Below are 26,093 nucleotides of genomic sequence, written 5' to 3'. Positions count from 1 at the left end.
AGTGCAGGTCAGGGGTTGCTGACAACCCCTAGCCACTCGGTAAACAGCTTCACTTTCGACAGGCCTTGCTTGTCATTCGCCACATCCAGCCAATAGCCATAAGGGCCGATCACCTCAATCGGGGTGATCGGCAGCAGGCTGCCGTTGGCCAGTTCCTTTTCGATCATCTGCCGGTCGATCACCGCCAGACCGCCGCCGGCCAGCGCAGTGTGGATCACCTGATCGAGGGTGCTGAATTCCAGCCCTTGCCCGGCATCGATGTCATCCCGGCCCATCGCCGCCAGCCAGTTCTCCCAGACCTTCAAACGCTTGCCGTCGTGCAGGATGTGCAGCAGCGGAAACTGCCGCAGGTCCGGTGGCTGATCGCCGTTGAACAGTTCCGGGCTGGCCACCGCGATGTGCCGTTCCATCACCAGCAGCTGACTGATGCAGTGGGGCGCTGCCGCGAGGCCGAAGCGGATGTGGCAATCGACTTCCGTAAGGCTGTCGTGGCCGATCTGGTTGGTCACGCTGAGGTTGATGTCCGGGTAGCGCTGGCAGAACGCGCGCAGGTGTGGCGACAGCCAGCGCGTGGCCCAGGTCGGCGGTGCGAGCACTTTCAAGCGTTGACGCAAGTTGGGCACGCGCACGGCTTGCAAGGCGCGCTCGATATGGTCGAAGGCTTCGGCCAGATGCGGGGAAAGATTGCTGCCGGCTTCGGTCAGTGACAGCCCTTGAGGCGTGCGCACGAACAGTGCCACGCCGAGGTAGTCTTCAAGCTGTTTGATCTGGCGACTGACCGCGCCCTGGGTGACGTTCAACCCGATGGCGGCCTGGCTGAAACTGCGATGACGGGCGACTTCTTCGAACACGCGCAAGGTGTTGAGCGAGGGCAGTTGACGCATGGAGGCGGAACTCCGGATCGGGCGGTTTATTGTTGTTTTGGAATGGGCCTATCTGACTATTGGTGGTGGGCGGATGCAAGTGTTGTTTGGGCAGATGCCATCGCTGGCAAGCGAGCTCCCACAAGTATCAAGGTGACCACAAAGAGTGCGGCCAACATCAATCCTGTGAGAGCTGGCTTGCCAGCGATAGCTGACTGTCAGGCGCTGAAATATCGAGCGTCAGAAGTAATACCCGACGTTCACATATAACTGGTTCTCCCACTGATCCAGCCCGCCTGCGCCAAGGCTCTGGGTGTAGCTGCCGCCGCCGATGTACGGATCGTTTTTGCCGAACAGCCATTCGGTCGCAACCCACAATTTACTCACGGAAAACGAGGTGCCGAGGATCATCCGCTCGGACGTCTTGAAGCCGCTGGCTGACTTGTCGAACGCGCTGTAGTTGGCGTACAGCTTGATCCCGCTGATCTGATCGAACAGATATTTGCCGCTGACGTCGTAACTCAGGTCGGCCACGTACAGATTGCCGCGACTGGCCACGTTGTAGGTGCCGTCGTAACCACCGAGGGTCACCAGTTCATCAGTGCCAGCGTTGCGTGGCGACATCTGCTGCCGCGCCGCCTGCAACTGCACGCCCCACGGGCCGTTCTTGCCTAGGTAATGCACGGCCACGGCGTTGCGTCGGCCGTCGTTGTCGGTGTCCTTGTTTTCGAGGGTCGAGGTCAGGCCGGAGATCCCGACTTCGGATTTCCAAGGCCCCAGATCCAGCGACCTGGCCACCCGCAGCACAACGGTGTTGCGTTCCTGGTTATCACTGCCGTCGGCCACATAACTGTCGGCCCCGGATACGACGCTGGAGTAGGTCACACCCTTGCTGGTGCCTTTGCCTTGCCAGGCCGGACGCAGGTAATAACCGGCCTGAACGTTCCAGGCGCCACTTTGCTGGATGTATTTGGCGCCGACCTGTTGCACGTCTTCCAGGCCGATGACGTTGCCCAGGGTCTCGTAAAACGTGCTGCCGAAGTACGGCTGCAAACCGAACGGCACGGTGTTCAGGCCGACCTGCACTTGCTGGTCGGGATTGAACTTGTAGCCGACCCACGCGAACTTGGCGAAACGGATGTCGCCGTAGTTCCTGGTGTACTGATACGGGTAGGAGCGACCGTAGAAGCGGTATTGCGCTTCGCCGATCCAGGTGTCGGAGTTGTACTTGGCGCTGAGGAACACCGTGTCGAGACCGAACTTCTGAATATCGCGATCCGGGTCCACGTCCCAACGGGCACGAATGGCTCCGCCAAGGTCGAGATTGTCGGTGACCTGGACCGCCATGGCCGGGGCGGCAATGCTGCAGAACAGAGCGATGGAGGTGGTGCGCAGGCGCAAAGATGCAGGGAAGGGCATGGAGCGGCTCTCGATTGTTTTTATTAGAGATGCCGCGCAGTTTTGCCATCCGCCCGTTGCAGAACAAACGATAAAAACGTCAAGGAAACCTGCGTCGAATGCATGTTACTCGGAAAATCCTGTAGGACAATTCGCCATCATCGTGGGATGCTTTGCACCTTGTCAGTGGTTTTCGAGTGCCTTGTATGAAACGCAAAATGCCCGGCCTGAATGCGCTCAAAGCATTCGAAGTGGCCGGCAGCACCGGCAGCTTTACCCGCGCTGCCGAGTTGCTCAATGTCACCCAGAGCGCGGTCAGCCGTCAGGTGCGGCAGCTGGAAGAACAGCTCGGCGAGAGTCTGCTTGAACGCCGCCATCACCATCTCGAACTGACCGGTGCCGGCAAGATTCTGCTGCGGGCGCTGCATCAGTCGTTCGACAAGATCGAGCTGACCGTGCGCAGCATCCAGCAGAAAACCCATGCCAACCGCCTGCACATCAACGCGCCACCAACGTTCACCAGCCGCTGGCTGATGCCGCGCCTCGGGCGCCTGCGCGAGCAGCATCCGGAACTGGAACTGAGCATCACCACCCGTTTACAGGACAGTCTGGCGGAAACCAGCACCCTCGATTGCGCGATCCGTTTTGGCGATGGCGAGTGGGATGGGCTCGACAGTTCACTGCTGATTCAGGAACGGCACATCGCCGTGTGCGCGCCGACCCTGTATGCGCGGGAGGGCGGCGAGCAGGGCATCGACCTCAATCGCCTGACCCTGCTGCATGTGCTGGCCCGGGAGGATCAGCGCTACCTGACCTGGAAGCATTGGCTCGACGCGGCGCGCATCAGCGGCGTCGATACCCAGGGCGGTTATGAATTCGACCTGCTGGATCTGGCGATTCAAGCGGCAGTCGATGGCTTGGGGATCACCATAGCCGACTGGCACATGGTCGCCTCGGAGCTGGCCAGCGGGCAGTTGACCCAAGTGCATAACGTCCATGTCGAGGGTCACCAGTCCTACTGGCTGGTGACCCGTCCGGAACAGACGCAGATGCCGCAATTGCAGGCGTTCAGTCAGTGGTTGCAGGAAGAGATCTGGCTGGCGCAGCGCCAGCTTGAGCCTTCGAAGGCGATTTCCTGAGTAACGTGCCTTTTTCGAATGTTTGATCGCCGGATAAATCGTTTGTTGAACCCGCTGTCGATGACAAGACTGGTGGCATCGATAAAAACAAACGATGGGCGATGCACATGCGAGTCGAGCGAAATTTTGTTAACGGCCACTTCATCGAGCCGGCCAGCGCGGCGCTGATTGCGGTCTACAACCCGGCCACCGAAGCGTTGATCGGCCAGGTGTCAGCCGCCACTGCCGAAGAAGCCTTGGCGGCAGTCGACGCTGCCGCCAAGGCGCAAAAGACCTGGGGCAAACTCACCAGCATCGAGCGCGCCGAGCACCTGCGAGCGTTCGCGGCTGCCCTTGAGGACCGCGCCGAAGCCATCGGCACCGCACTGGCTGCCGAGTCCGGAAAAAGCCATAGTGACGCCAGCAACGAAGCCCGTTATGCCGCGCAGATCACCCGCTACCACGCCGAGTGGGCGCGCCGCATCGAAGGCGAGATCATTCCCAGCGACAGCCCTGAAGAAAACCTGTTCCTGCACCGCGAGCCGATTGGCGTCGTCGCGTGCCTGATTCCGTTCAACTACCCGGTCTACACCCTGTTGCGCAAAGTCGCTCCGGCGCTGATTGCCGGCAATACCGTGGTGGTGCGTCCGAGCAACAACACCCCGACGTCGGCGTTCGAAATCGCCAAAGCCGTGGAGCAATCGGGCATGCCAGACGGCGTAATCAATATCCTGACCATGGATCACGCCACCGCTGCAGCCGTTTGCGCGCATAAAGCCGTGGGCCTGATTACCCTGACCGGCAGCGTCAACGCCGGGCGCATTGTTCTCGACTATTGCAAGGCCAACATCGCCAAGCCGTCGCTGGAACTGGGCGGCAAGACTCCGGCAATCATCGAAGCCGACGCCGATCTTGAAGCGGCCGCGAGCGCAATCATCGCCTCCAAGACCACTCACTGCGGCCAGTTGTGCACGGCAGTGGAGCGTGTCTACGTGCAGGAAAGCGTCTACGAGCGTTTCCTCGCATTGCTCAAAGCGAAGATCGCCGCGGTGAAGTTCGGTGACCGCGCCACAGATGCGAGCCTGATGGGCCCGCTGGTCAACGCCAGTTCGCAGAAGAACATTCACGCCATGGTCGAGCGCGCGATTGCCGACGGCGCCATCCTCGAAAGCGGCGGTGTGTTGCCCGAAGGTCCGGGGCATTTCTACCCGCCAACGTTGCTTAGTGGTTGCCGTCAGGACATGGAAATCGTCCAGGAAGAAATCTTCGGCCCGGTGCTGCCGGTACTCAAGTACCGCGACATCGACGAAGCGCTGGCCATGGCCAACGATCACCAGTTCGGCCTGTCGTCGGTGCTCTACACCGAGAACTACCGCACCGCGCAGAAAGTCGCCAACGCCATCGAAGCCGGCGAGTTGTACGTCAACCGTACCCCGGCCGATCCGTATCAGGGCTACCACGCCGGCTGGAAACGCTCGGGCCTGGGCGGTGATGACGGCAAGCACGGCATGCTCGAATTCACCCAGACCCGCCTTGTGGTCATGAAGTACTGATCCACCGCAGCACGCCTCACGCGACACCTATAAAAACAATTATCAGGGGCGCCCGGAGCACGGGTCGCCCGAGGTCACTTCAATGTCCAAGCATGCATCCACTGCTGCCGCTGTTCAGGGTTCCAACTCGGCTTCGAAAAGCCGCAGCGACAAGGGAAGTCGCTATTTCCAACTGATGTTGCTGGTGCTCGCCGCCGGTGCGATCTACCCGATTCTGTACCTGCGTCAGGTCTATCAGACGACCATGCTCGACGTGTTCCAGATCAGCCACAGCGAGCTGGGCTATCTGTACTCGATGCTTGGGACGATTTTCCTGCTCAGCTACTTGCCGAGCGGCTGGCTGGCCGACCGTATCGCGCCGCGTTTCCTGATTTTCTTTTCGCTGGTGGCCACTGGCGCGCTGGGTCTGTGGTATTCGACGGCGCCGTCGATGACCGGGCTGATGATCATCTTCGGCTGCTGGGGACTGACCACCGGCCTGACGTTCTGGGCCTCGGTGCTCAAGCGCGTGAAGATGATTGCCCATCACACCGAACAGGGTCGTTTTTTCGGCATCCTCGATGGGGGGCGCGGACTGGTCGAAGCGCTGCTGGCAACGGTTGCGCTCGGGCTGTTCGCCTACGCCACCGAAACCCGTGGCGAGTCCACTGCCGAAGGTTTCAAACACGTGGTTTATCTCTACGCCTTCACCTGCATCGCCATCGGCTGTGTGCTGGTGCTGATCAAGGATCCGAAATCGATGGAGGACACGCCGCCGGTGGAGAAGGGCAAGTTCAACCTGTTCACGGATCTGGCGACGTTGGTGAAGATTCCTGAACTGTGGCTGGTTACCGCGATCGTGTTTTGCGGTTATCACATCTTCTGGGCCACCTACAGCTTCTCGGACTACCTGCAAGGCAGCGGCCTGACCGCCGTCATGGCCGGCACCATCACCACCATCAAACTGTGGATGCGTCCGATCGGCGGCATCGGCGGCGGCTGGCTGGGGGACAAGTTTTCGAACATCTCGGTGCTGATCGCCGCGCTGTTGCTGGCGAGTCTGGCAATCGTCGGGCTGATCGTGTTCCCGGCGCTCAACAGCATCGGACTGCTGATCGCGACAGTGATTTTCATCGGCCTGATGACCTACGCGATTCGCGGTCTGTACTGGGCGATCCTCGACAGCTGCAACATTCCGCTGCGCATCACCGGACTGGCCATCGGCATCGTCTCGGTGGTCGGTTACATGCCGGATGCGTTCATCCCGTTGATCAACGGCTACCTCACTGAGCATTTCCCCGGCGCCCTCGGCTACAAGCTCTATTTCGGCTACATCGCCGCTATCGGTCTGATCGGCACCCTGGCTGCCGTGACCCTGCGTGCCCGAATCAATCGCAAATCTCTGAAAAAGACAGGTGCCTGAGATGAAAATCGTCGCCCTTGAAACCCATATCGTCGCCGTACCGCCACCGCACATTGGCGGCATGTACTGGCTGTTCGTCAAGCTCAAGACAGACTGCGGCATTGAAGGTGTCGGCGAAATCTACGCCGCGACCTTCGGCCCCAAAGCCATGCTGCCGATCATCGAAGATGTGTTCGAGCGCTACTTGCTGAATCAGGATCCGCACCACATCGAACGCTTCTTTCGTCAGGCCTATTCGAGCGGTTTCACCCAGCGTCCCGACCTGACCATGATGGGCGTGGTCAGCGGTCTGGAAATGGCCTGCTGGGACATCATCGGCAAGGCTGCGAGCAAACCGGTCTACGAGCTGCTCGGCGGCAAGGTTCACGAGCGCCTGCGTTCCTACACCTACTTGTACCCGGTCAATAGCCGTGGCGAGTACGACTACGACGACCCGGACCTGGCCGCCGAATGCGCCATCGACAACATGAACAAAGGCTTCACCGCTGTGAAGTTCGATCCGGCCGGGCCGTACACCGCGTACTCCGGGCATCAGATTTCGCTGGAAGTGCTGGAGCGCTGTGAAACCTTCTGCCGCAAGATCCGCGAAGCGGTGGGCAACAAGTGCGATCTGCTGTTCGGTACCCACGGGCAAATGGTGCCGTCCTCGGCAATTCGCCTGGCCAGGCGCCTGGAGAAATACGATCCGCTGTGGTTCGAAGAACCGGTGCCGCCAGGACAGGAAGAAGCCATGGCGCAGGTCGCGGCCAAGACCAGCATTCCGATCGCCACTGGCGAGCGCCTGACCACCAAGTACGAATTTTTCAAGCTGTTGCAGGCCGGCGGTGCGTCGATTCTGCAGATGAACGTGGCGCGCTGCGGCGGCCTGCTCGAAGGCAAGAAGATTGCCAGCATGGCCGAGGCCTATTACGCGCAAATCGCCCCGCATCTTTACAACGGGCCGATTGGTGCGGCAGCGAGTTTCCAGCTCGCGGCCTGCACGCCGAACTTCCTGATCCAGGAAAGCATCGAGACCTGGGGCGGCTTCCACGCCGAGGTCCTGAAAAAGCCGTTGCAGTGGGAGGACGGTTACATCATCCCGTCCACCGAGCCGGGCCTGGGCGTGGAGCTGAACATGGACGTGGTGCGCAAGCATTCGCCGTACACCGGTGAGCGCCTGCACCTGCAAATGGCCTCGATCCCGGCCGACGTCAAAGACACATCGCCGGCCAGGGGCTGACGGGATTTCCTCGCCCGGTAACGGGCGGGTTCGATAAAAAGACTTACGCGGTAACCGTGCATGACATACGACTACATCATCGCTGGCGCAGGCGCCGCTGGCTGTGTGCTGGCCAATCGGCTTTCGGCCTCGGGCCAATACACGGTGCTGCTGCTGGAGGCGGGCGGCAAGGACAGTTCCCTGTGGTTCAGGATCCCGGTCGGCTTCGCCAAAATGTATTACAACCCGACCTTCAACTGGATGTATTACAGCCAGCCGCAAAAACAGTTGGGCAATCGCGAAATCTACGCCCCGCGTGGCAAGGTCCAGGGCGGTTCGGGCTCGATCAACGCAATGATCTACGTGCGCGGCCAGGCCCATGACTTCAACGACTGGGCGGCCAACGGCAACGATGGCTGGGGCTTCAAGGACGTGCTGCCGTACTTTCGCAAACTGGAAAACCATCCGCTGGGCGACAGCGAATACCACGGTGGCAGCGGCCCGATCAGCATCACCCCGATGACCGGCCAGACCCACCCGATCTGCGATGTGTTCCTCAAGGGCTGCGATGAACTAGGCTACCCACGCAGCGACGATTTCAATGGGCCGAAATTCGAAGGCGCGGGCATCTACGACGTCAACACCCGCAATGGTCAGCGCAGCTCCAGCAGCTTCGCCCATTTGCACCCGGCACTGAGCCGGCAGAACCTGACGGTCGAGCATTACGCGCTGGTTGATCGAGTGCTGTTTGATGAGAGCCAACAGCGCGCCACCGGTATTTCCATCACTCAGCATGGTGTGACGCGAACGTTCACGGCGCGCAAGGAAGTGATCCTGTGTGCCGGTGCGGTCGACACACCGAAGATCCTGCAACTGTCCGGCGTGGCCGATCGCACCCTACTGGCCAAACATCAGATTCCGCTGGTCAAACACCTGCCGGCAGTGGGGCATAACCTGCAGGATCACCTGTGCGTCAGCTACTACTACAAGGCCAACGTCCCGACTCTGAACGATGAACTCAGCTCGCTGTTCGGCCAGTTCAAACTCGGCGTGAAATACCTGCTGACGCGCAAGGGCGCGCTGGCGATGAGCGTCAATCAGGCCGGTGGATTCTTCCGTGGCAATTCGGAACAGAGCCATCCGAACCTGCAGCTGTATTTCAACCCGCTGTCGTACCAGATTCCGAAGAACAACAAGGCCAGCCTCAAGCCCGAGCCGTATTCAGGTTTCCTGCTGTGCTTCAACCCGTGCCGCCCGACCAGTCGCGGTCACATCACGATTGCCTCGAAAAATCCGCGCGATGCGGCGTTGATCGACCCGAACTATCTGAGCACGCAAAAGGACATCGACGAGGTGATCCAGGGCAGTCGCCTGATGCGCAAGATCATGGGCGCGCCTTCATTGAAGGGCATCACGGTCGATGAAGTTCTGCCGGGACCGGCAGTGGAAAGCGACGAGCAGATGCTCCAGTACTTCCGCGACAATTGCGGCTCGATCTATCACCTGTGCGGCTCCTGCGCGATGGGGGCGGACGAGCAGACTTCGGTAGTCGACAAGCGCCTCAAGGTGCATGGCCTCGACGGATTGCGGATTGTCGATGCGTCGATCTTCCCGAACGTGACGTCGGGCAACACCCATGCGGCGGTGCTGATGGTGGCGGAGAAGGGCGCGGATCTGATTCTGCAGGACGCGTAATGCGCAGTGACACTTGATCGCAAGCGTCTTTCCTGCGTGCACTAGGCTTTGAATGCCGGCCCGTTATGGGCCGGCATTGCTGTTTCTGGAGGATTGTTTTTCTGATTCAAGGAGCGACCGATCATGGATGATCTGGTGAAAGAAGTGATTCCGCTGTTGCAGTACCTGATCCCGGGGTTTGTCTCGGCCTGGATTTTCTACACCCTGACGGCGTTCAAGCGGCCGGATACGTTCGGGCAGATTGTGCAGGCGTTGATTTTCACGTTTGTGATTCACGCAATGGTGCTGGGAGTTGGAGCGGTTTGTGTGTGGGTGGGGGAGAAGGGATTTTCTGTAGGAAAATGGGATGCAAAAGCTGAAGCGTCGTGGGCATTTTTTGCTTCGCTGGTACTCGGGTTGTTGGCCTGTTGCCTGTCAGCCAATGGCAAGTTGCATCGTTGGTTGAGCAGCAGAAACGTCACGAAACAATCTTCCTACCCCAGTCAATGGTTCAGCGCATTTGCGAAATATGATCGCGTTATCACCCTGCATTTGGATGATGAAAGGCGCGTTCTAGGCTGGCCGGTGGAGTGGCCGCCCGAGTCAACCAGCGGCCAGTTTGTGATGCAGTATCCCTGCTGGATCAACGAGGATGGAACGGAGGTGCCTATTAGCGCGGAATTTTTGCTGATAGATTCCACAAGGGTTAAATGGGTTGAATTCAGCCCTGTCTCAGAGGGTTCATCATGACCGCCAGAGCATCACAACCAATACCGCCACATATAAAGCGTCTTTTTGTAGGGCCGGACGGGAAACGGCTGGAGAAACCATTGATCGAGGCATCAAAGGCACCTCCTCCGCCGAAGTACCCTCCATATCCGCATACCCATTCCTAACCCCATCCATCCTTCACCGCCCGGCGAATGCCCTCCAGCAACATCGCAAACGCCGGGTTGTCGTTGTTCTCCCGCCAGATCAGATGCAGTTCGCTCTGTACCCCTTCGCCCAGGTCGATCTCGCGAAACACCACATTCCTGAACACCACACTGGTCGCGCAACGCGGCACCAGCGCCAGGCCCATGCCCGCATTGACCAGCGCCAGAATCGTCAAGGAAGAACCCAGCCACTGCACGTAATCCGGAGCAACCCGGGCCGAGCGCAGCATGCCGGTCAGCAATTCGTTGAACGGCGGATAGGCTGCGTGGGAATACATCAGGAACGGCTGCCCATCCAGGTCCTTCACTGACACATCGTCGGCGTTCGCCAGTCGATGACCACTCGGCACCGCCAGCACAAACGGCTCTCGCACCAGGCACTCAGTGGCGTAACCGGGCTCCAGCAACGGCGCGCGGACGATGCCCAGATCGATGCGTCGGGCGCGCAGGGCTTCGTGTTGCTGGTAGGTGTTCATTTCGGTCAGGTCGATCTTCACCTGCGGCTGCTTGAGGCGCGCCTCGGCGATGACCTTGGGCAAGAACTCATACACCGCGCTGCCGACAAAACTGATGTTCACCGAACCGATATCACCCTCGGCAAAACGCCGGGCAGTGACCGCAGCCTGTTGCGCGCGCTCCAGCAGATTCTGCGCCTCGATGAAAAATGCGCGGCCGGCAGCGGTGAGCGCCACGCTGCGTGTACTGCGGGTAAACAGTTCGACTCCCAGGTGATGCTCCAGCAACTGGATCTGCCGGCTCAATGGCGGTTGGGTCATGTTCAGCCGTTCGGCGGCACGGCGGAAATTCAGTTCGGTGGCGACGGTAGTGAAGCAGCGCAGTTGGGTCAGTTCGAACATTGATCTAATCCGGGTATCAATCGAATGCCAAGTTAGATTAGACGGGATCAATGGCTCCGTCCATGATCGCTCTACGCCTCAAAGGCCGCCGCTATCCCAACAAAAACAAAGATCGGGAGTCGCCCCTTGAATACCCTCCAGAGTTCACCGGACATCACGGTACTCGCCCGCGCCGCCGCCAAGGTCAAGCGTCATGTGCTGCCGCTGTTCGTGGTGATGTTCATCGTCAACTACATCGACCGGGTCAACATCGGTTTCGTGCGCAGTCATCTGGAAACCGATCTGGGGATCGGCGCTGCTGCATACGGCCTCGGCGCCGGTCTGTTTTTTATCGGTTACGCCTTGTTTGAAGTGCCGTCCAATATGCTTCTGCAACGCTACGGCGCCCGCGCCTGGCTGACGCGGATCATGTTCACCTGGGGCGCGGCGGCGATGGCCATGGCGTTCGTCAAGGGTGAAACCAGTTTCTATGTGTTGCGCTTCATATTGGGCGCTGCCGAGGCCGGGTTCTTCCCTGGGATCATTTATTACTTCACCCAATGGCTACCGGCCTCGGAGCGCGGTAAGACCATGGCGGTGTTTCTCAGCGGATCGGCGATTGCCTCGGTGATTTCCGGCCCGGTGTCCGGTGCTCTTTTGCACATCAGCGGTCTGGGCCTGCACGGCTGGCAGTGGATGTTCCTGATCGAAGGCGCTGCGTCGGTGGTGCTCTGCGGGTTTGTCTGGTTCTGGCTGCAATCTCATCCGCGCCAGGCCAAGTGGCTGAGCGAGGAGGAGCGCGAGGCACTGGTGGCCGCGATCACCGAAGAACAACGTGCACGCGAAGCAACCCACGTCGCCAAACCTTCGATGTTCAAACTGTTGGCGGACCGGCAGATCGCGCTGTTCTGCTTCATCTACTTCTCCATCGCCCTGACCATCTATGGCGCCACGTTCTGGCTGCCGAGCATGATCAAGAAAATGGGCAACCTCGGCGACTTCCAGGTCGGGCTGCTCAACTCGGTGCCGTGGATCATTTCCATCGTCGCGATGTACGGCTTTGCGGCAATGGCGGGCAAGTGGAAATTCCAGCAGGCGTGGGTCGCGCTGACCCTGGTGATCGCCGCGTTCGGCATGTTCATGTCCACCACGGGCGGGCCGATTTTCGCCTTCGTCGCCATCTGTTTCGCGGCCATCGGCTTCAAGGCAGCCTCGGCGCTGTTCTGGCCGATTCCGCAAAGCTATCTCGATGCGCGCATCGCGGCGGCGGTCATTGCGTTGATCAACTCCATCGGCAATCTCGGCGGCTTCGTTGCGCCGACCGCGTTCGGTTTTCTGGAGCAGACCACCGGCTCCATTGAGGGCGGCCTGTATGGCCTGGCGGCGACCTCGCTGGTAGCGGCAGTGGTGATCTTCTTCGCCCGGATGGCACCCGGCGCCAAGGGCAAAACCCCGGCAAAGCCTGAACCCGAAAACGCCGTCGCGCCGACGGCCAACCCGGTGGCGAGCCACTGATTCCGTCTCAAAGGAGCGTCATTTTGAAAATCACTCGTGTCACCGTCACTCCGATTGCCTTCCGTGATCCGCCGCTGCTCAACGCCAGTGGCATCCACGAACCGTTCGCCCTGCGCTCGATCATCGAAATCGAGAGCGACAACGGTTACATCGGCCTCGGCGAAAGCTATGGCGATGCTCCGGCGCTGGCGATCCAGCAACAGCTGCAGTCGCAGTTGATCGGCCTTGATCCCTTTAATCTCAATCAGCTGCGTCGGATCGTTCAGGCGACGGTTGCTGCCAACAAGCCTGCCAGTCTGGCCGGTGCCGAACTCGCGCCGGGTTCCCACGCCAGTAAAGCGGTGAGCAACGCATATTCGGCGTTTGAAGTAGCGTTCCTCGACTTGCAGGCCCGCTACTTGAACGTGCCGCTGGTGGACCTGTTGGGCGGAGCGGTGCGCGATGAAGTGCCGTTCAGTGCGTACCTGTTTTTCAAGTATGCGCAGCACGTCGATTCGCCGTACAAACCGGACAACTGGGGTGAGGCGCTGAATGAGCAGCAGATCGTCGCCCAGGCTGCGCGGATGATCGAGGCCTACGGTTTCAAGAGCATCAAGCTCAAGGCTGGCACGCTGCCGCCGGAGCGCGAAGTGGCGTGCATCAAGGCGTTGAAAAAGGCCTTCCCCGGTTATCCGTTGCGCATCGATCCCAACGGCAACTGGTCGCTGGAAACCTCGATCCGCATGGCGCAGTTGCTGGGCGACGATTTGCAGTATTACGAAGACTCGACCCCGGGCCTCGACGGCATGGCCGAGCTGCACAAGCGCACCGGGCTGCCGCTGGCGACCAACATGGTGGTCACCGATTTCGACGAATTCCGCCGCAGCGTTGCGTTGAACAGCGTGCAGATTGTCCTCGCCGATCACCATTACTGGGGCGGCCTGCGCGACACCCAGACCCTGGCGAAAATGTGCGACACCTTTGGCCTCGGCGTGTCGATGCATTCCAACTCACACCTGGGCATCAGCCTGATGGCGATGGCGCATGTGGCGGCCGCGGTGCCGAATCTGGACTACGCCTGCGACACCCATTACCCGTGGCAGGAGCCGGATGAAGAAGTGATCAAGGGCGGCAAGCTGCCGATCGTCGATGGCTGCGTGAAGATCACTCGTGCACCGGGCCTCGGGCTGGAACTGGATCACGATCAGCTCGGCAAGCTGCATGATCAGTACCTGACCTGCGGCATCCGCCAGCGCGATGATGTACGGCAAATGCAGCGCTACAAACCTGACTGGAAAGCGCTGAAGCCGCGATTCTGATTGAGCAAAACCAGAGGGTGTCGAACGGCGCCCTCTGTTGTTTCAGAGCGTGCGCATCAACCAGTCGCGAAACGCCTTAAGCGATGCCAGCGACTCATTGCGCGCCGGGTATACCAGGTAATAGCTGCGGCGACTGCTGATCGGTTCGCCCAGCTGCAGTAACTCGCCGTTGTGCAGCTCATCCTCCACTAGAATTCTCGGCACCAGCCCGATCCCGATATTGGCGCGCACAGCCTGGATCAAGTGCGAGGTCATCTCGAAACTCGGACCGATGCGCATACTGCGATGGGGCAGGGCGTGATGGCTGAACCACTCGGACCAGGCCTGAGCATTGCTGCTGACGTTGAGCAGCAGTTGCCCGGCAATATCTTCGTCTGCCGCACGACGCTCGGCATCGGACAGCTGCGCACTGGCAATCACCACCAGTTCTTCGGTGTGCAGACGGTGGGCGGTCAGCCCTGGCCAGTCGCCGCCGCCGACGCAGATCGCCGCGTCGATTTCGCTGGTGTCGAAGTCGATGGTTTCGATGCGTGAATGCAGGTGCACCGTCATGCCGGGGTGCGCGGTGTAGAAATCCTTCAAGCGTGGCAGCAGCCATTTTGAGCCGAAGGTCGGCAGCGTCGCCAGGCGCAAACTGTGAATGCCCGAGCCAAACGCCATCGCCTGCAACGTCGCGCTGCGAATCTGGCCGAGGGCTTCGGACAGTTCGCGTTGGTACATGCGCCCGACGTCGGTGAGAATCACCCGCCGGCCTTCGCGGCTGAACAGGCGCATGCCGAGCATCTTTTCCAGAATCTGCACCTGACGGCTGACCGCGCTTTGGGTCAACGACAGTTCGTGAGCGGCGCGGGTGTAGCTTTCATGGCGCGCGGCGGCTTCAAACGCCAGCAGCAACGACATCGAGGGAGTGAGAGTTCGCGGATTCATTCGTTTTAGTCATGGATTGCGGGTCGATTTTACGGTTGTCCCGGCATCGCTCTGCAATGAACATAAGGCCTATGAGATGGCGGGAGCGTGACGCAATCATTCATTGCGCACAACTGTTCACCGCCACACGGCCCGTTTTTTGACCGAGATTGCATGCCCGATGATTGCCCAGCTGTCGCCTTCCACTGCGTTGAACACCGACTACCAGCAGTTTCTCAAAGCCCTTGAAACCGGCGGTTTTCGTGGCGAGATCAGCGCCGATTACGCCAGCCGCGTGGTGCTGGCCACGGACAACTCGATCTACCAGCGCTTGCCGCAAGCGGCGGTATTCCCGAGTGACGCCGACGACGTGGCGCTGCTCGCGCGCCTGATCGCCGAGCCGGCTTACCAGAAAGTCGTGATCACGCCTCGTGGTGGCGGCACCGGCACCAACGGCCAGTCGTTGACCGACGGCATCGTCGTCGACCTGTCGCGGCACATGAACCGCATTCTTGAAATCAACGTTGAACAGCGTTGGGTACGGGTGCAGGCCGGCGTGGTGAAAGACCAGCTCAACGCGGCACTGAAATCCGCCGGGCTGTTTTTCGCTCCGGAACTGTCCACGTCGAACCGCGCCACCGTCGGCGGCATGATCAACACCGATGCCAGCGGCCAGGGCAGCTGCACCTACGGCAAGACCCGCGACCACGTGCTGGAACTGCACATGGTCCTGCGTGGTGGCGAGCGTTTGCACGGCCGCCCGTTGGAAGAAAGCGAACTGGCAGCGGAGTGCGCGCGTGAGGGCCGGGCCGGTGAGGTGTATCGCTGCGCGCGGCAGATCATCGATGAGCAGGGCGAGCTGATCCGGGAAACCTTCCCCGATCTCAACCGCTGCCTGACCGGCTACGACCTGGCGCACCTGCGCGAGGCTGACAACCGTTTCAACCTCAACAGCGTGCTGTGCGGCGCTGAAGGTTCGCTGGGGTTTGTGGTCGAGGCCAAGCTCAACGTGTTGCCGATTCCCAGGCACACGATGCTGGTGAACATTCGCTACGCCGGCTTCATGGATGCCTTGCGTGATGCCCGGGCGTTGATGGCGCTCAAGCCGTTGTCGATCGAAACCGTCGACTCCAAAGTGCTGTTGCTGGCGATGCAGGACATCGTCTGGCATGGCGTCGCCGAGTACTTCCCGGAAAGCGCCGAGCGGCCGACGCTCGGGATCAATCTGGTGGAGTTCTGCGGCGACGATCCCGAGGAATTGCAAGGCCGGGTCGAAGCCTTCGTCCAGCATTTGGGCACCGACGCCACGGTCGAGCGCCTGGGCCATACGCTGGCCGTCGGGCATGCGGCGGTGAACCGCGTTTATGGCATGCGCAAACGCGCGGTGGGATTGCTCGGCAACGTCGCCGGTGAAGCGCGGCCGCAGCCGTTTGTCGAAGACACCGCCGTGCCGCCGCAGCATCTGGCCGAGTACATCGCCGAACTGCGCGAGCTGCTCGACAGCCATAAGCTGCAATACGGCATGTTCGGCCACGTCGATGCCGGCGTGCTGCACGTGCGGCCGATTCTCGACATGAAGGATCCGCAACAAGCCGCGCTGGTGCGCCCGGTGTCGGACGGCGTCGCCGCGCTGACCCAGCGTTACGGCGGTCTGTTGTGGGGCGAGCACGGCAAGGGCCTGCGCTCGGAATACGCGCCGGCCTTCTTCGGCGCGTTGTACCCGGCGCTGCAAGCCTTGAAGGCGGCGTTCGATCCGTTCAACCAGTTCAACCCCGGCAAGATCGCCACGCCGGATATCCCCGGCGCTGCATTGCTGAAAATCGACGAAGTGACCCTGCGCGGCGAACTGGACCGACAGATCGACGAGAAAGTCTGGCAGGACTACGGTGCGGCGATGCACTGTAACGGCAACGGCGCCTGCTACAACTTCGATCCCGACGATGCCATGTGCCCGTCGTGGAAAGCCACTCGCCAGCGCGCGCAGTCGCCCAAGGGTCGCGCCTCGCTGATTCGTGAATGGCTGCGTTTGCAGGGGGAGGCGGGTGTTGATGTATTGGCCGATGCCAGCCGTCGTCCGCCGTTCTTCAGCACGTTGCTGCAGCGTTGGCGCAACAGCCGTGCGCAGGAAAAGGACTTCTCACATGAGGTGTATGACGCCATGGCCGGGTGCCTGGCGTGCAAGTCCTGCGCGGGACAGTGCCCGGTGAAAGTCAACGTGCCGGACTTCCGCTCGCGGTTTCTGGAGTTGTACCACACGCGTTATCTGCGGCCGGCGCGGGATTATCTGATCGCTTCGCTGGAGTACACGATTCCGTACATGGCGCGGATTCCGTTGCTCTACAACGGCTTGATGGGCGCCTCGTTCAGCCGTCGCTTGATCGAGCGTCTTGGCGGCATGGTCGATGTGCCGTTGCTCAGCCGTTTCGATTTCCACGCGGCGATGCGTCGCTGGCAGGTTCAGCCGGCGTCGGTCGAGGTGCTTGCGGTGCTGACCCAGGCGCAACGTGAGCGCAGCGTGGTGCTGGTACAAGATGCGTTCACCCGGTATTTCGAGGCGCCATTGCTGGCGGATCTGATCGAGCTGATTTCGCGACTGGGTTATCAGGTTTACCTGGCGCCGTTCAGCGCCAACGGCAAGCCGCTGCATGTGCAGGGTTTCCTCTCGGCGTTCAATCGTGCGGCGTTGCGCAATGCCGGACAGCTGCGCGCACTGGCCGAGGTTGGTGTGCCGCTGGTGGGACTCGACCCGGCCATGACCCTGGTCTATCGCCAGGAGTATCTGAAGGTGCCGGAGATGGAGAAATGCCCGGAGGTGGCGCTGGTGCAGGAGTGGTTGCTCAAGGTCATGCCGGAGCAGACCGACCAGCGCCGCGCCGGCACCTTCCGCCTGCTGGCGCACTGCACCGAGAAAACCAACGCCCCGGCGGCCACCCGGCAGTGGGAGCAGGTGTTCGAACGTGTCGGCCTGAAGCTGGCGACCCAGGCCACCGGCTGCTGCGGCATGTCCGGCACTTACGGACATGAAGCGCGCAATCGCGAGACGTCGGCGGTGATCTACGAACAATCCTGGGCCAAGCAGATCGAGGCCCCGGCGGAGAAGGGCGAGGCACTGGCCACCGGCTATTCCTGCCGCAGTCAGGTCAAGCGCCAGGCCGATCGACAACTGCGCCATCCGTTGCAGGTCGTGCTGGAAGTCTTGCGTAAAGCGTGATCGCTGTTTGAGAACCGCTAGCGATTGGATCGGTTTTTCATGTTATAAGGTAACGCAAATTGCGCGGCCGCTTTCGGGCGGTCGCATCGATCAACCATTCGATTGCGATACCTCCATGACGATTGCGGTTCCCCGTTCTGCCCCCTCGGCGACTGGCCGGTTGCTGTCCATTGATGCACTGCGTGGCCTGGTGATTCTGTTCATGTTGCTGGACCACGTGCGCGAAACCTTTCTGTTGCATCGTCAGGTCACCGACCCGATGGACATCGCCAGCACCGAGCCGGCGCTGTTCTTCAGCCGTACCCTGGCGCATCTGTGTGCGCCGGTGTTCGTGCTGCTGACCGGGTTGTCAGCATGGCTGTTCGGAGAAAAGTACGACGGCAAGGCTGACGTCAGTGCCTTCCTGTTCAAGCGCGGACTGTTTCTGGTCGCGCTCGAATTTACCCTGGTGAATTTCGCCTGGACGTTCCAGTTGCCACCGACCGTGATCTACCTGCAAGTGATCTGGGCGATCGGCCTGAGCATGATCGCGCTGTCGCTGCTTGTCTGGCTGCCACGCTGGCTGCTGTTGACGCTGAGCCTGGCGATCATCGCCGGACACAACCTGCTCGACGGACTGCATTTCGCAACCGAGTCGGCACTGCACGTGCCATGGGCGATCCTTCATGACCGGGGCTGGATCGAGGCGGGCGAAACCTTGCGTCTGCGCACGTCGTATCCGTTGCTACCGTGGATCGGCGTGATCGGTCTGGGTTATGCGCTGGGGCCGTGGTTCGCCCGCGCAGCCGATGCAGGGTTGCGCCAGCGCCGTTTGCTGATCGGTGGCATGGCCGGGTTGCTGGGGTTCTTGGCTCTGCGGTTGGTCAACGGTTATGGCGAGAAACCGTGGTCGATCAATGACAGCAGCCTGCAAACCCTGATGAGTTTTTTCAACATCACCAAATACCCGCCGTCGCTGTTGTTCATCACCTTGACGGTGAGCGTCGGGCTGCTGCTGTTGCTGGTGTTCGAGCGTGCGCAGGATCGACGCTGGATTCGCTGGCTGACGGTGTTCGGTTCGGCGCCGATGTTTTTCTACCTGCTGCACCTGTATGCCCTGAAGGTGTTGTACCTGATCGGCGTGGCGCTGTTCGGGCTTAATCAGGGCACGTATTTTGGTTTCTCGTCGGTGACGGCAGTGTGGCTGGCGGCGGTGGTGCTGGCGGTCGCGTTGTTCCCGGCGGTGCGCTGGTTTTCGGCACTGAAGGCCCGACGCCGTGACATCGCCTGGTTGAAGTATTTGTAGAACGGCTCAGCTCGTTTTGCCCTCGCGAGCATTGCGGGCGAAATCGATAAACGCCTTGAGCGGCGCCGGTACGTGGCGTCGGCTCGGGTAGTACAGGTGGAGGCCGGGATAGTACGGGCACCAGTCCGCCAGTACCTGCACCAGCCGTCCGCTCGCCAAATGTTCGCGGGCCATGTCCTCGAATACATAGGCCAGTCCCAAGCCCTGTAATGCGGGGCCGATCATCAGGCTGACATCACCCAGTGTCAGCGGACCGTTGACCTCGATTTCCTGAGCGATGCCGCCACGCTCGAATTCCCAGCGATACAGCGCGCCGCTGGGAAACCGGTGACGGATGCAGGGCAGGGTGCGCAGATCCTCCGGTTTTTGTGGCGCGGCGTGCCGTTTCAAAAACTCCGGCGACGCGACCACTACCGAGCGCAGGGTCGGGCCGATCGGCAGCGACACCATGTCCGCTTGCAGTCGATTGCCGAACCGCACACCAGCATCAAAACCGCTGGCGACGATATCCACTAGCGCATCGCTTTCGACCACTTCCAGGCGAATGTCCGGATAGGCCGGCAGGAACGCCCCGGCAATCGGCAGCAGCACCAGTTCGCAGGCCTGGCGCCCGGCAGTGATGCGCAGGTTGCCGGAAGGTTTGTCGCGAAAGTGATTGAGGTCTTCAAGGGCGTCGTCGATATCGCGAAACGCCGGTTTAAGCCGCGCATACAGACGCTCGCCGGCCTCGGTCAGCGCAACGCTGCGGGTGGTGCGATTGAACAGCCTCACACCGAGGCGATTTTCCAGCGCTCGCAATGAATGGCTTAGGGCCGAAGGTGTCAGGCCCAGATCCATCGCCGCACGGCTGAAATTCAGGTGCTGGGCGATGCAGAGAAAGATCGACAGGTCCGCCGTGGACGGGTTTTTCATTTGTGAACACCTTTCACAAAGTCATGCAAATTTGTTGGGATTATCACATCAGTAGCACGGCTTTAAAGTCGACTCAACTCATCAAGAAGGCCCGGCAATCTCGCAGGGTCACCGACAGGAGGAGTTGATATGCGTACCTGGCTGATTACCGGAGCTTCCCGTGGTTTTGGCGCCCTTATCACTGAACAGGCCTTGCGCGCCGGTGACGCGGTGATTGCCACTGCCCGCAACCCGCAGGACATCACCGACCGCCTCGGCGATCACCCGCATTTGCTGGCAGTGCGCCTCGATGTCACCCGCGAAGAAGAAGCCCACCAAGCGGTGGCAGAAGGCATCAAGCGCTTCGGACGCATCGACGTGCTGATCAACAATGCCGGCTTCGGTGTGTTGGGCGCTGTCGAAGAAACCAGCGCCAGCGAAACCGAGCGCCTGTTCGCCACCAACGTGTTCGGCCTGCTCAACGTCACCCGCGCCGTGCTGCCACACATGCGCGCCCAGCGCAGCGGACGGATCATCAACATCTCGTCCATCGGCGGTTATCAGGCTTACATGGGCTGGGGTGTCTACGGCTCGACCAAATTCGCGGTGGAAGGCATCAGCGAAGCGTTGCACCAGGAACTGGCGCCGCTGGGCATTCATGCCACGGTGGTTGAACCGGGTTTCTTCCGCACCGACTTCCTCGACGAGCAATCGCTGGTCAAGACTGCGCTTGTACTGCCGGACTACGACGAAACCGTCGGCAAGATGCGCACGTTTGCCGAAGCGGCCAACCATGCGCAACCGGGCGATCCGCTGAAGCTCGCCGAAGCGATGCTGACACTGGTCAACACGCCGAACCCGCCGCAGCGGCTGGCGCTGGGCAGCGACACGATTGCGCGGATCGAGGCGAAGAACCGTTTGGTGGCGCAGGAGTTGGCCGAGTGGAGTGAGCTGGCGCTGTCCACGGATTTCAAGGACTGACACAAAACCTGTGAGAGCGAGCTTGCTCGCGATGGCTGCCTGACATTCAACATCAATGTTGATCGTGAAGGTGTCATCGCGAGCAAGCTCGCTCCCACATGGTTTTTGGGCTATTGGATTATTTGCGATCCAGCCACACCGTCTGCGCATTGCAGAACTCGCGCACGCCGAAGTGCGACAGCTCGCGGCCGAAACCGCTCTTCTTCACGCCGCCGAAGGTCACGCGCGGGTCGCTGGCGGAGTAGCCGTTGATGAACACACCACCGGTTTCCAGTTCGCTGGTCAGTTGCTGGGCCAGGGCGACGTTGGCGGTGTAGATCGTTGCAGTCAGACCGAACTCGCTGTCGTTTGCCAGGGCCACGGCGTGGGCGCAGTCACGAGCGGTGATGATCGAGGCCACCGGGCCGAACAGTTCCTGCTTGAACGAAGTCATGCGGTCGGTGACGTCGGCCAGCACGGTCGGCTCGTAATAGTTGCCCGGGCCTTGGGCCTTGCCGCCGCCGAGCAGCAGGGTGGCGCCTTCTTCCAGGGTGGCGCGTACTTGTTGATCGAGTTCGTCACGCAGATCGAAACGGGCCATCGGGCCGATGTAGTTGTCGGCGGACAACGGGTCGCCCATCTTCAACTGGCGGGTGGCTTCGACGAACTTGCGGGTGAACTCTTCAACCACGCCTTCTTCGATGATCAGACGTTTGGCGGCGGCGCAGACTTGCCCGGAGTTCTGGTAACGACCGATGACTGCCGCTTGCACGGCTTCATCAATATCGGCGTCGTTGAGCACGATAAACGGATCGGAACCGCCCAGTTCCAGCACGCACTTCTTCAGCGCGGCACCGGCCTGTGCGCCGATGGCCATGCCGGCGCGAACGCTGCCGGTCAGGGTTACGGCGGCAATGCGCGGGTCAGCAATGGCGGTGGACACGCCTTGCGGAGTGACGTTGAGCACTTCAAACACGCCATCGGCAAAACCGGCGCGGGTGAACGCGTCGCGCAACAGATAGGCGCTGCCCATCACATTCGGCGCATGCTTGAGCACGTAAGTATTGCCGGCGATCAGCGCCGGAACGGCGCCGCGCAGCACTTGCCAGATCGGGAAATTCCACGGCATCACGGCGAGGATCGGGCCGAGCGGACGGTATTCGATGCGCGCTTTGCCGCCTTCGACCAGAGTCGCTTCGGCGTTGAGCATGGCCGGGCCGTGTTCGGCGTACCACTCGCAGAGCTTGGCGCACTTCTCGATTTCGCCACGGGCCTGGGCGATCGGCTTGCCCATTTCCCGGGTGATCATGGTCGCCATGGCTTCGCTGCTGTCACGCAGAGCGCCGGCCAGCGCGGTCAGGGCGCGGGAGCGGTCTTGCAATGGCTTGCGTTTCCACTTGTTGAAGCCGAATGCGGCGCGGGTCAGCGCAGCGTCGAGAGCCTCGGCGGATTCGAAGGCGTAGTGACCGATCTGCTCGCCGGTGGCGGGGTTGATCGAAATGGCGTGGGTCTGGCTGGAAATCGGGCTCATGGCATCGTCCTGCGAGGTCAGTGGATGCGCTCAGAGTAGGGTGGCGTTCATTTTCTGGAAACTGAATAATAAAGAGCGTTTCTTTCACGATTGGAGAATGACTGTGGATCTGGTGCAACTGGAAATTTTCAAGGCCGTTGCCGAGCACGGCAGCATCAGCGCGGCGGCGGCGCAGATTCATCGGGTGCCGTCGAACCTCACGACCCGCATCAAGCAGTTGGAGGAAGACCTGGGCGTCGACCTGTTCATCCGCGAGAAAAGCCGCTTGCGGCTGTCGCCGGCCGGTTGGAGTTTTCTCGAATACGCGCGGCGCATTCTTGATCTGGTCCAGGAAGCGCGGGCCACGGTGGCCGGTGAGGAACCGCAAGGCGCATTCCCGCTGGGCTCGCTGGAGAGCACGGCGGCGGTACGTATTCCCGGTTTGCTGGCGACCTACAACCAGCAACATCCGAAGGTCGATCTGGACCTGTCGACCGGCCCGTCCGGGACAATGATCGACGGTGTGCTTTCCGGGCGCCTGGCGGCAGCGTTCGTCGACGGCCCGGTCTTGCACCCGGCGCTGGAAGGCATTCCGGCGTTCGAAGAGGAAATGGTCATCATCTCGCCGCTGCATCACGGGCCGATCCAGCGCGCTGCTGACGTCAATGGCGAGAACATCTATGCATTCCGTTCGAACTGCTCCTATCGCCATCACTTCGAAAAATGGTTCAGCACCGACGCTGCGGTACCGGGCAAGATTTTTGAAATGGAGTCTTATCACGGCATGCTCGCCTGCGTCAGTGCGGGCGCCGGTCTGGCTCTGATGCCACGCAGCATGCTGCAGAGCATGCCCGGTTGCGCGACGGTGAGCGTCTGGCCGCTGGCGTCGGATTTCCGCTATCTGACGACGTGGCTGGTATGGCGGCGGGGTACCGTTTCGCGCAGTCTGAGCATGTTTGTGCGCTTGCTGGAAGAGCGTGGTGTGGTGCGCGCAGAAGAGAATTGACACGTTGTCCAAAGAGCTCTTCGACAAGGTCGAGGCCTTCTGGCGTCAGGGCGTAACCGGTGTCGAGCTGTACCGCTACGCCACGGATCAGGCCGAGGCCATGGGCTGGAAGTTGAACCTGGACATCGAGGGCCACCGGGTCAGTGATTTTCCGCATGCAATTTATCGGGGCGGCAATCTGGGGGACTTCGATCAGGCTCCGAATGCCGGTGTGTGGATTCTGGAAATCCAGATTAAGCACCCTGAGCTTCCGTACGGTGCCTTCTTTGAAGATTTGCTCATTTGATTGAATGAGAGTGCCCGGTTCGGTGATTTGCCGAACCGGGCATTTATTATTGGCCGTCGATAATGCGCGGCAGATCGAGTGGATTGGCATCGCGCAACACTGCCGGTAACAACGCATCGGGAAAGCCCTGATACGCCACCGGCCGCAAAAAGCGCTCTATCGAGGTCATGCCGACCGAGGTGAAGCGGCTGTCCGAAGTGGCCGGGAACGGCCCACCGTGTACGGTGGCGAAGGTCACTTCCTGCGGATGGGCGAAAGCGTTGACCACGATGCGTCCGGTGCGGCGTTCGAGAATCGGCAGCAGGCGTCGTGCCAGATCGAGGTCGCGGTCTTCAAGGTGAACGGCTGCGCTCAACTGACCCTTGAACGAACGGGCGACGGCCAGCAACTCTTCCTCATCTCTGACCGTTACCAACAATGCCGCCGGGCCGAACACTTCATGGGCCAGCGCCGGTTCACTGAGCAGGCGATGGCCGTCAACTTCCAGCAGCGCCGAGCGGCCTTCAAACTGGCCATCCGCCGGCGCGCCGACCGCCACCCGATTTGCCCCCAGGCTTTCCATCGCCATCAATCCTTTGGCGTATGAAGCGTGAATCCCCGGCGTCAGCATCGTGCGCGCCGGCGCTTCGCTGACCCGCTTGATCATGGCGCTACGTAGCGCTTGCAGACCTTCGCCTTCGACCGCGATCAGGATCGACGGACACAGGCAGGCCTGCCCGACATTCACCAGCATCCGCTCGATAAAACCATCGCCGATCTCACCGCCTCGTGTCGCCAGCGCTACGGGCAAGATGAACGTCGGATTGACGCTGGTCATTTCGGTGAACACCGGGATCGGATCGGGGCGTAATTGAGCGCGGCGATAAAGCGCCATGCCGCCAAGCTCCGAACCGGTGAAGGTCACCGCTTTAATCAAAGGATGATCGGCCAGCGCCTCACCGATGGCATTGCCACCACCGCGCACCATGGAGAAAACCCCTTCGTGCAGGCCATGCATCTGCACCGCCTTGCGGATGGCGCGGGCCTGGATTTCCGAAGCGCCGGGATGGGCGTTGTGGGCCTTGAGTATCACCGTCGCACCGGCCGCCAGCGCCGATGCGGTATCGCCGCCGGCGACCGAATAGGAGATCGGAAAATTGCTCGCACCGAAGATCGCCACGGGGCCGATGGCGACTTTCTGCAGGCGATGATCCATCCGTGGTCGCGGCTGGCGATCAGGTTGCGCCGGGTCGATGGCCAGTTGAAGGAAGCGTCCCTTGCGCACCACGTCGGCGAACTGACGGAACTGGGTGGCGGCCTTGACGGTTTCGCCTTCGAGCTGCGCCTGAGGCAGACCGGTTTCCAGCGCAGCACGGGCGGCCAGTTCCTCACGGACGGCGTCGAGGTTGTCGGCGATGCTTTCGAGAAACGCCGCACGCTCGGCCAGCGGTGTATGGCTGTAGCTGTCGAATGCCGCGTCGGCGAGGGTTGCCGCCTGATCGACTTGCTCTGCACCGCCGAAGGCGAATTCCGGTTCGATCAGCGAATTGGTTGCCGGATTCAGCGCCTTCATCGTGCCTTCGGTAGCGGGCACGTCGACGGCGCCGATCAGCAGATGGCCGGTCAGACTCATTTCGCGCCACCTTGCGACTGAAGGTTGGCGATCAGTTCGTCTGTGGTGGTGATGACATGGGCGAACGTCGGCCCGTTGAGTTCGTGGGCGGCGTGCATCATTTCCTCTTTGAACGCGGCGGTCGCGTCGCGCACCAGCGTGACGTGGTAGCCGAGCTCGGACGCGTAGCGTGCGGTGGCTTCGATGCAGGTATTGGCCAGCAGGCCGACAATGATGACGTGGGTGATGCCTATTTGTTTGAGGCGAAAATCCAGGTCGGTATTGGCAAATCCACTGGACCCCCAGTGTTCCTGAACCACGATGTCGCCGTCCCTCGGTGCAAAATCCGGGTGCCATTCACCGCCCCATTCGCCGCGCGCAAAGTGGTGCATGTGCATGATCTTGCATTGGGTCGGGCTTGGGTGATCCCAGTTCTCGTAGTCGCCTTTGACCCAGCGGTGATGCGGTACGATGACGACCGGAATCGGCAGGGCGCGCACGGCGCGATCGAGTTTGCGCAGGTTGTCGAGCAGGCCGTTCTGCTCGGCCATCGGTTTGATCAGCGGAAAGATCTTGCCGCCGTCGGAGAGAAAATCGTTGTACGGATCGACCAGCAGGTAGGCGGTTCTGTCGAGCGGATAGAGAGGTTTCGACATG

General features: G+C 60.9%; 20 protein-coding genes and 1 pseudogene. 13 read left to right on the top strand and 8 right to left on the bottom strand.

From position 1 onward, the window contains the following. Positions 1–8: 8 nt before the first annotated feature. Both AC1MDC_RS02220 and AC1MDC_RS02215 read right to left on the bottom strand, forming a co-directional pair. Positions 9–884, bottom strand: coding sequence for a LysR substrate-binding domain-containing protein (locus AC1MDC_RS02220; protein WP_085698265.1), 876 nt, complete (start codon positions 882–884; stop codon positions 9–11). Positions 885–1,103: 219 nt separating this feature from the next. Continuing rightward, positions 1,104–2,282, bottom strand: coding sequence for a hypothetical protein (locus AC1MDC_RS02215; protein ID WP_480392416.1), 1,179 nt, complete (start codon positions 2,280–2,282; stop codon positions 1,104–1,106). A gap of 185 nt (positions 2,283–2,467) precedes the next feature. Between AC1MDC_RS02215 and AC1MDC_RS02210 the strand changes: the two genes are divergently transcribed. The 6 genes from AC1MDC_RS02210 to AC1MDC_RS02185 all read left to right on the top strand — a co-directional run bounded on the left by AC1MDC_RS02210 (position 2,468) and on the right by AC1MDC_RS02185 (position 9,956). Next, positions 2,468–3,400, top strand: coding sequence for a LysR substrate-binding domain-containing protein (locus tag AC1MDC_RS02210; protein ID WP_085698267.1), 933 nt, complete (start codon positions 2,468–2,470; stop codon positions 3,398–3,400). Positions 3,401–3,507: 107 nt separating this feature from the next. After that, positions 3,508–4,932, top strand: a complete 1,425-nt coding sequence (aldA, locus tag AC1MDC_RS02205; RefSeq protein WP_480392485.1) for an aldehyde dehydrogenase — start codon at positions 3,508–3,510, stop codon at positions 4,930–4,932. A gap of 82 nt (positions 4,933–5,014) precedes the next feature. After that, positions 5,015–6,334 (top strand): MFS transporter, encoded by a 1,320-nt coding sequence (locus tag AC1MDC_RS02200; RefSeq protein WP_480392415.1) that lies wholly within the window; start codon positions 5,015–5,017, stop codon positions 6,332–6,334. Between the two features lies 1 nt (position 6,335). Continuing rightward, the gene (locus tag AC1MDC_RS02195; RefSeq protein WP_085703613.1) at positions 6,336–7,553 is read left to right on the top strand and encodes a mandelate racemase/muconate lactonizing enzyme family protein; all 1,218 of its coding nucleotides are present in this window, start codon (positions 6,336–6,338) and stop codon (positions 7,551–7,553) included. Positions 7,554–7,613: 60 nt separating this feature from the next. After that, positions 7,614–9,227: a GMC family oxidoreductase gene (locus tag AC1MDC_RS02190; protein WP_480392414.1), complete on the top strand. Its 1,614-nt coding sequence runs from the start codon at positions 7,614–7,616 to the stop codon at positions 9,225–9,227. A gap of 123 nt (positions 9,228–9,350) precedes the next feature. Then, positions 9,351–9,956 carry a DUF6338 family protein gene (locus AC1MDC_RS02185; protein ID WP_480392413.1) on the top strand — a complete coding sequence of 202 codons (606 nt, stop codon included), beginning with the start codon at positions 9,351–9,353 and terminating at the stop codon, positions 9,954–9,956. A gap of 142 nt (positions 9,957–10,098) precedes the next feature. On the opposite strand, the gene AC1MDC_RS02180 is transcribed toward AC1MDC_RS02185, so the two are convergent. After that, positions 10,099–10,998, bottom strand: coding sequence for a LysR family transcriptional regulator (locus AC1MDC_RS02180; RefSeq protein ID WP_085698272.1), 900 nt, complete (start codon positions 10,996–10,998; stop codon positions 10,099–10,101). A 126-nt stretch (positions 10,999–11,124) separates the two neighbouring features. On the opposite strand from AC1MDC_RS02180, the gene AC1MDC_RS02175 reads away from it, so the two are divergent. Beyond that, a complete protein-coding gene (locus tag AC1MDC_RS02175; protein ID WP_227232834.1) occupies positions 11,125–12,492 on the top strand; it encodes an MFS transporter in 1,368 nt (455 codons plus the stop codon). Positions 12,493–12,515: 23 nt separating this feature from the next. Continuing rightward, entirely contained in the window at positions 12,516–13,790 is a 1,275-nt protein-coding gene (locus tag AC1MDC_RS02170; protein ID WP_480392412.1) for a glucarate dehydratase family protein, read from the top strand. 42 nt (positions 13,791–13,832) lie between these two features. On the opposite strand, the gene AC1MDC_RS02165 is transcribed toward AC1MDC_RS02170, so the two are convergent. After that, entirely contained in the window at positions 13,833–14,717 is an 885-nt protein-coding gene (locus AC1MDC_RS02165) for a LysR substrate-binding domain-containing protein (RefSeq protein ID WP_085698275.1), read from the bottom strand. A gap of 160 nt (positions 14,718–14,877) precedes the next feature. Between AC1MDC_RS02165 and ydiJ the strand changes: the two genes are divergently transcribed. Both ydiJ and AC1MDC_RS02155 read left to right on the top strand, forming a co-directional pair. Further along, on the top strand, positions 14,878–17,907 hold the full coding sequence (ydiJ, locus tag AC1MDC_RS02160) for a D-2-hydroxyglutarate dehydrogenase YdiJ (protein WP_480392484.1): 3,030 nt from the start codon (positions 14,878–14,880) through the stop codon (positions 17,905–17,907). A gap of 115 nt (positions 17,908–18,022) precedes the next feature. Beyond that, positions 18,023–19,192: an acetyltransferase domain-containing protein gene (locus AC1MDC_RS02155; RefSeq protein WP_480392411.1), complete on the top strand. Its 1,170-nt coding sequence runs from the start codon at positions 18,023–18,025 to the stop codon at positions 19,190–19,192. A gap of 6 nt (positions 19,193–19,198) precedes the next feature. Here AC1MDC_RS02155 and AC1MDC_RS02150 read toward each other — a convergent pair whose 3' ends face one another. Next, complete coding sequence (locus AC1MDC_RS02150; RefSeq protein WP_480392410.1) at positions 19,199–20,104, bottom strand: LysR family transcriptional regulator; 906 nt, start codon at positions 20,102–20,104, stop codon at positions 19,199–19,201. Positions 20,105–20,233: 129 nt separating this feature from the next. Between AC1MDC_RS02150 and AC1MDC_RS02145 the strand changes: the two genes are divergently transcribed. Next, entirely contained in the window at positions 20,234–21,064 is an 831-nt protein-coding gene (locus tag AC1MDC_RS02145) for an oxidoreductase (RefSeq protein ID WP_234205543.1), read from the top strand. A gap of 118 nt (positions 21,065–21,182) precedes the next feature. On the opposite strand, the gene AC1MDC_RS02140 is transcribed toward AC1MDC_RS02145, so the two are convergent. Continuing rightward, the gene (locus AC1MDC_RS02140) at positions 21,183–22,574 is read right to left on the bottom strand and encodes an aldehyde dehydrogenase family protein (protein WP_085698278.1); all 1,392 of its coding nucleotides are present in this window, start codon (positions 22,572–22,574) and stop codon (positions 21,183–21,185) included. Between the two features lie 103 nt (positions 22,575–22,677). On the opposite strand from AC1MDC_RS02140, the gene ptrR reads away from it, so the two are divergent. Together ptrR and AC1MDC_RS02130 are read left to right on the top strand one after the other, a co-directional pair. Further along, a complete protein-coding gene (gene ptrR, locus AC1MDC_RS02135; RefSeq protein ID WP_007950470.1) occupies positions 22,678–23,559 on the top strand; it encodes a putrescine utilization regulator PtrR in 882 nt (293 codons plus the stop codon). A 7-nt stretch (positions 23,560–23,566) separates the two neighbouring features. After that, a pseudogene (locus AC1MDC_RS02130) lies at positions 23,567–23,845 on the top strand (M24 family metallopeptidase); the annotation flags it as partial. Between the two features lie 46 nt (positions 23,846–23,891). Here AC1MDC_RS02130 and AC1MDC_RS02125 read toward each other — a convergent pair. Both AC1MDC_RS02125 and AC1MDC_RS02120 read right to left on the bottom strand, forming a co-directional pair. Next, complete coding sequence (locus AC1MDC_RS02125) at positions 23,892–25,457, bottom strand: aldehyde dehydrogenase (NADP(+)) (RefSeq protein WP_480392409.1); 1,566 nt, start codon at positions 25,455–25,457, stop codon at positions 23,892–23,894. Further along, entirely contained in the window at positions 25,454–26,092 is a 639-nt protein-coding gene (locus AC1MDC_RS02120; protein WP_085703603.1) for a cysteine hydrolase family protein, read from the bottom strand. Before AC1MDC_RS02120 ends, AC1MDC_RS02125 begins: the two co-directional genes overlap by 4 nt. Between the last annotated feature and the right edge of the window lies 1 nt (position 26,093).

The organism is Pseudomonas sp. 1 (assembly GCF_056626735.1).
This window is presented reverse-complemented; position numbering and strand designations above follow the sequence as displayed.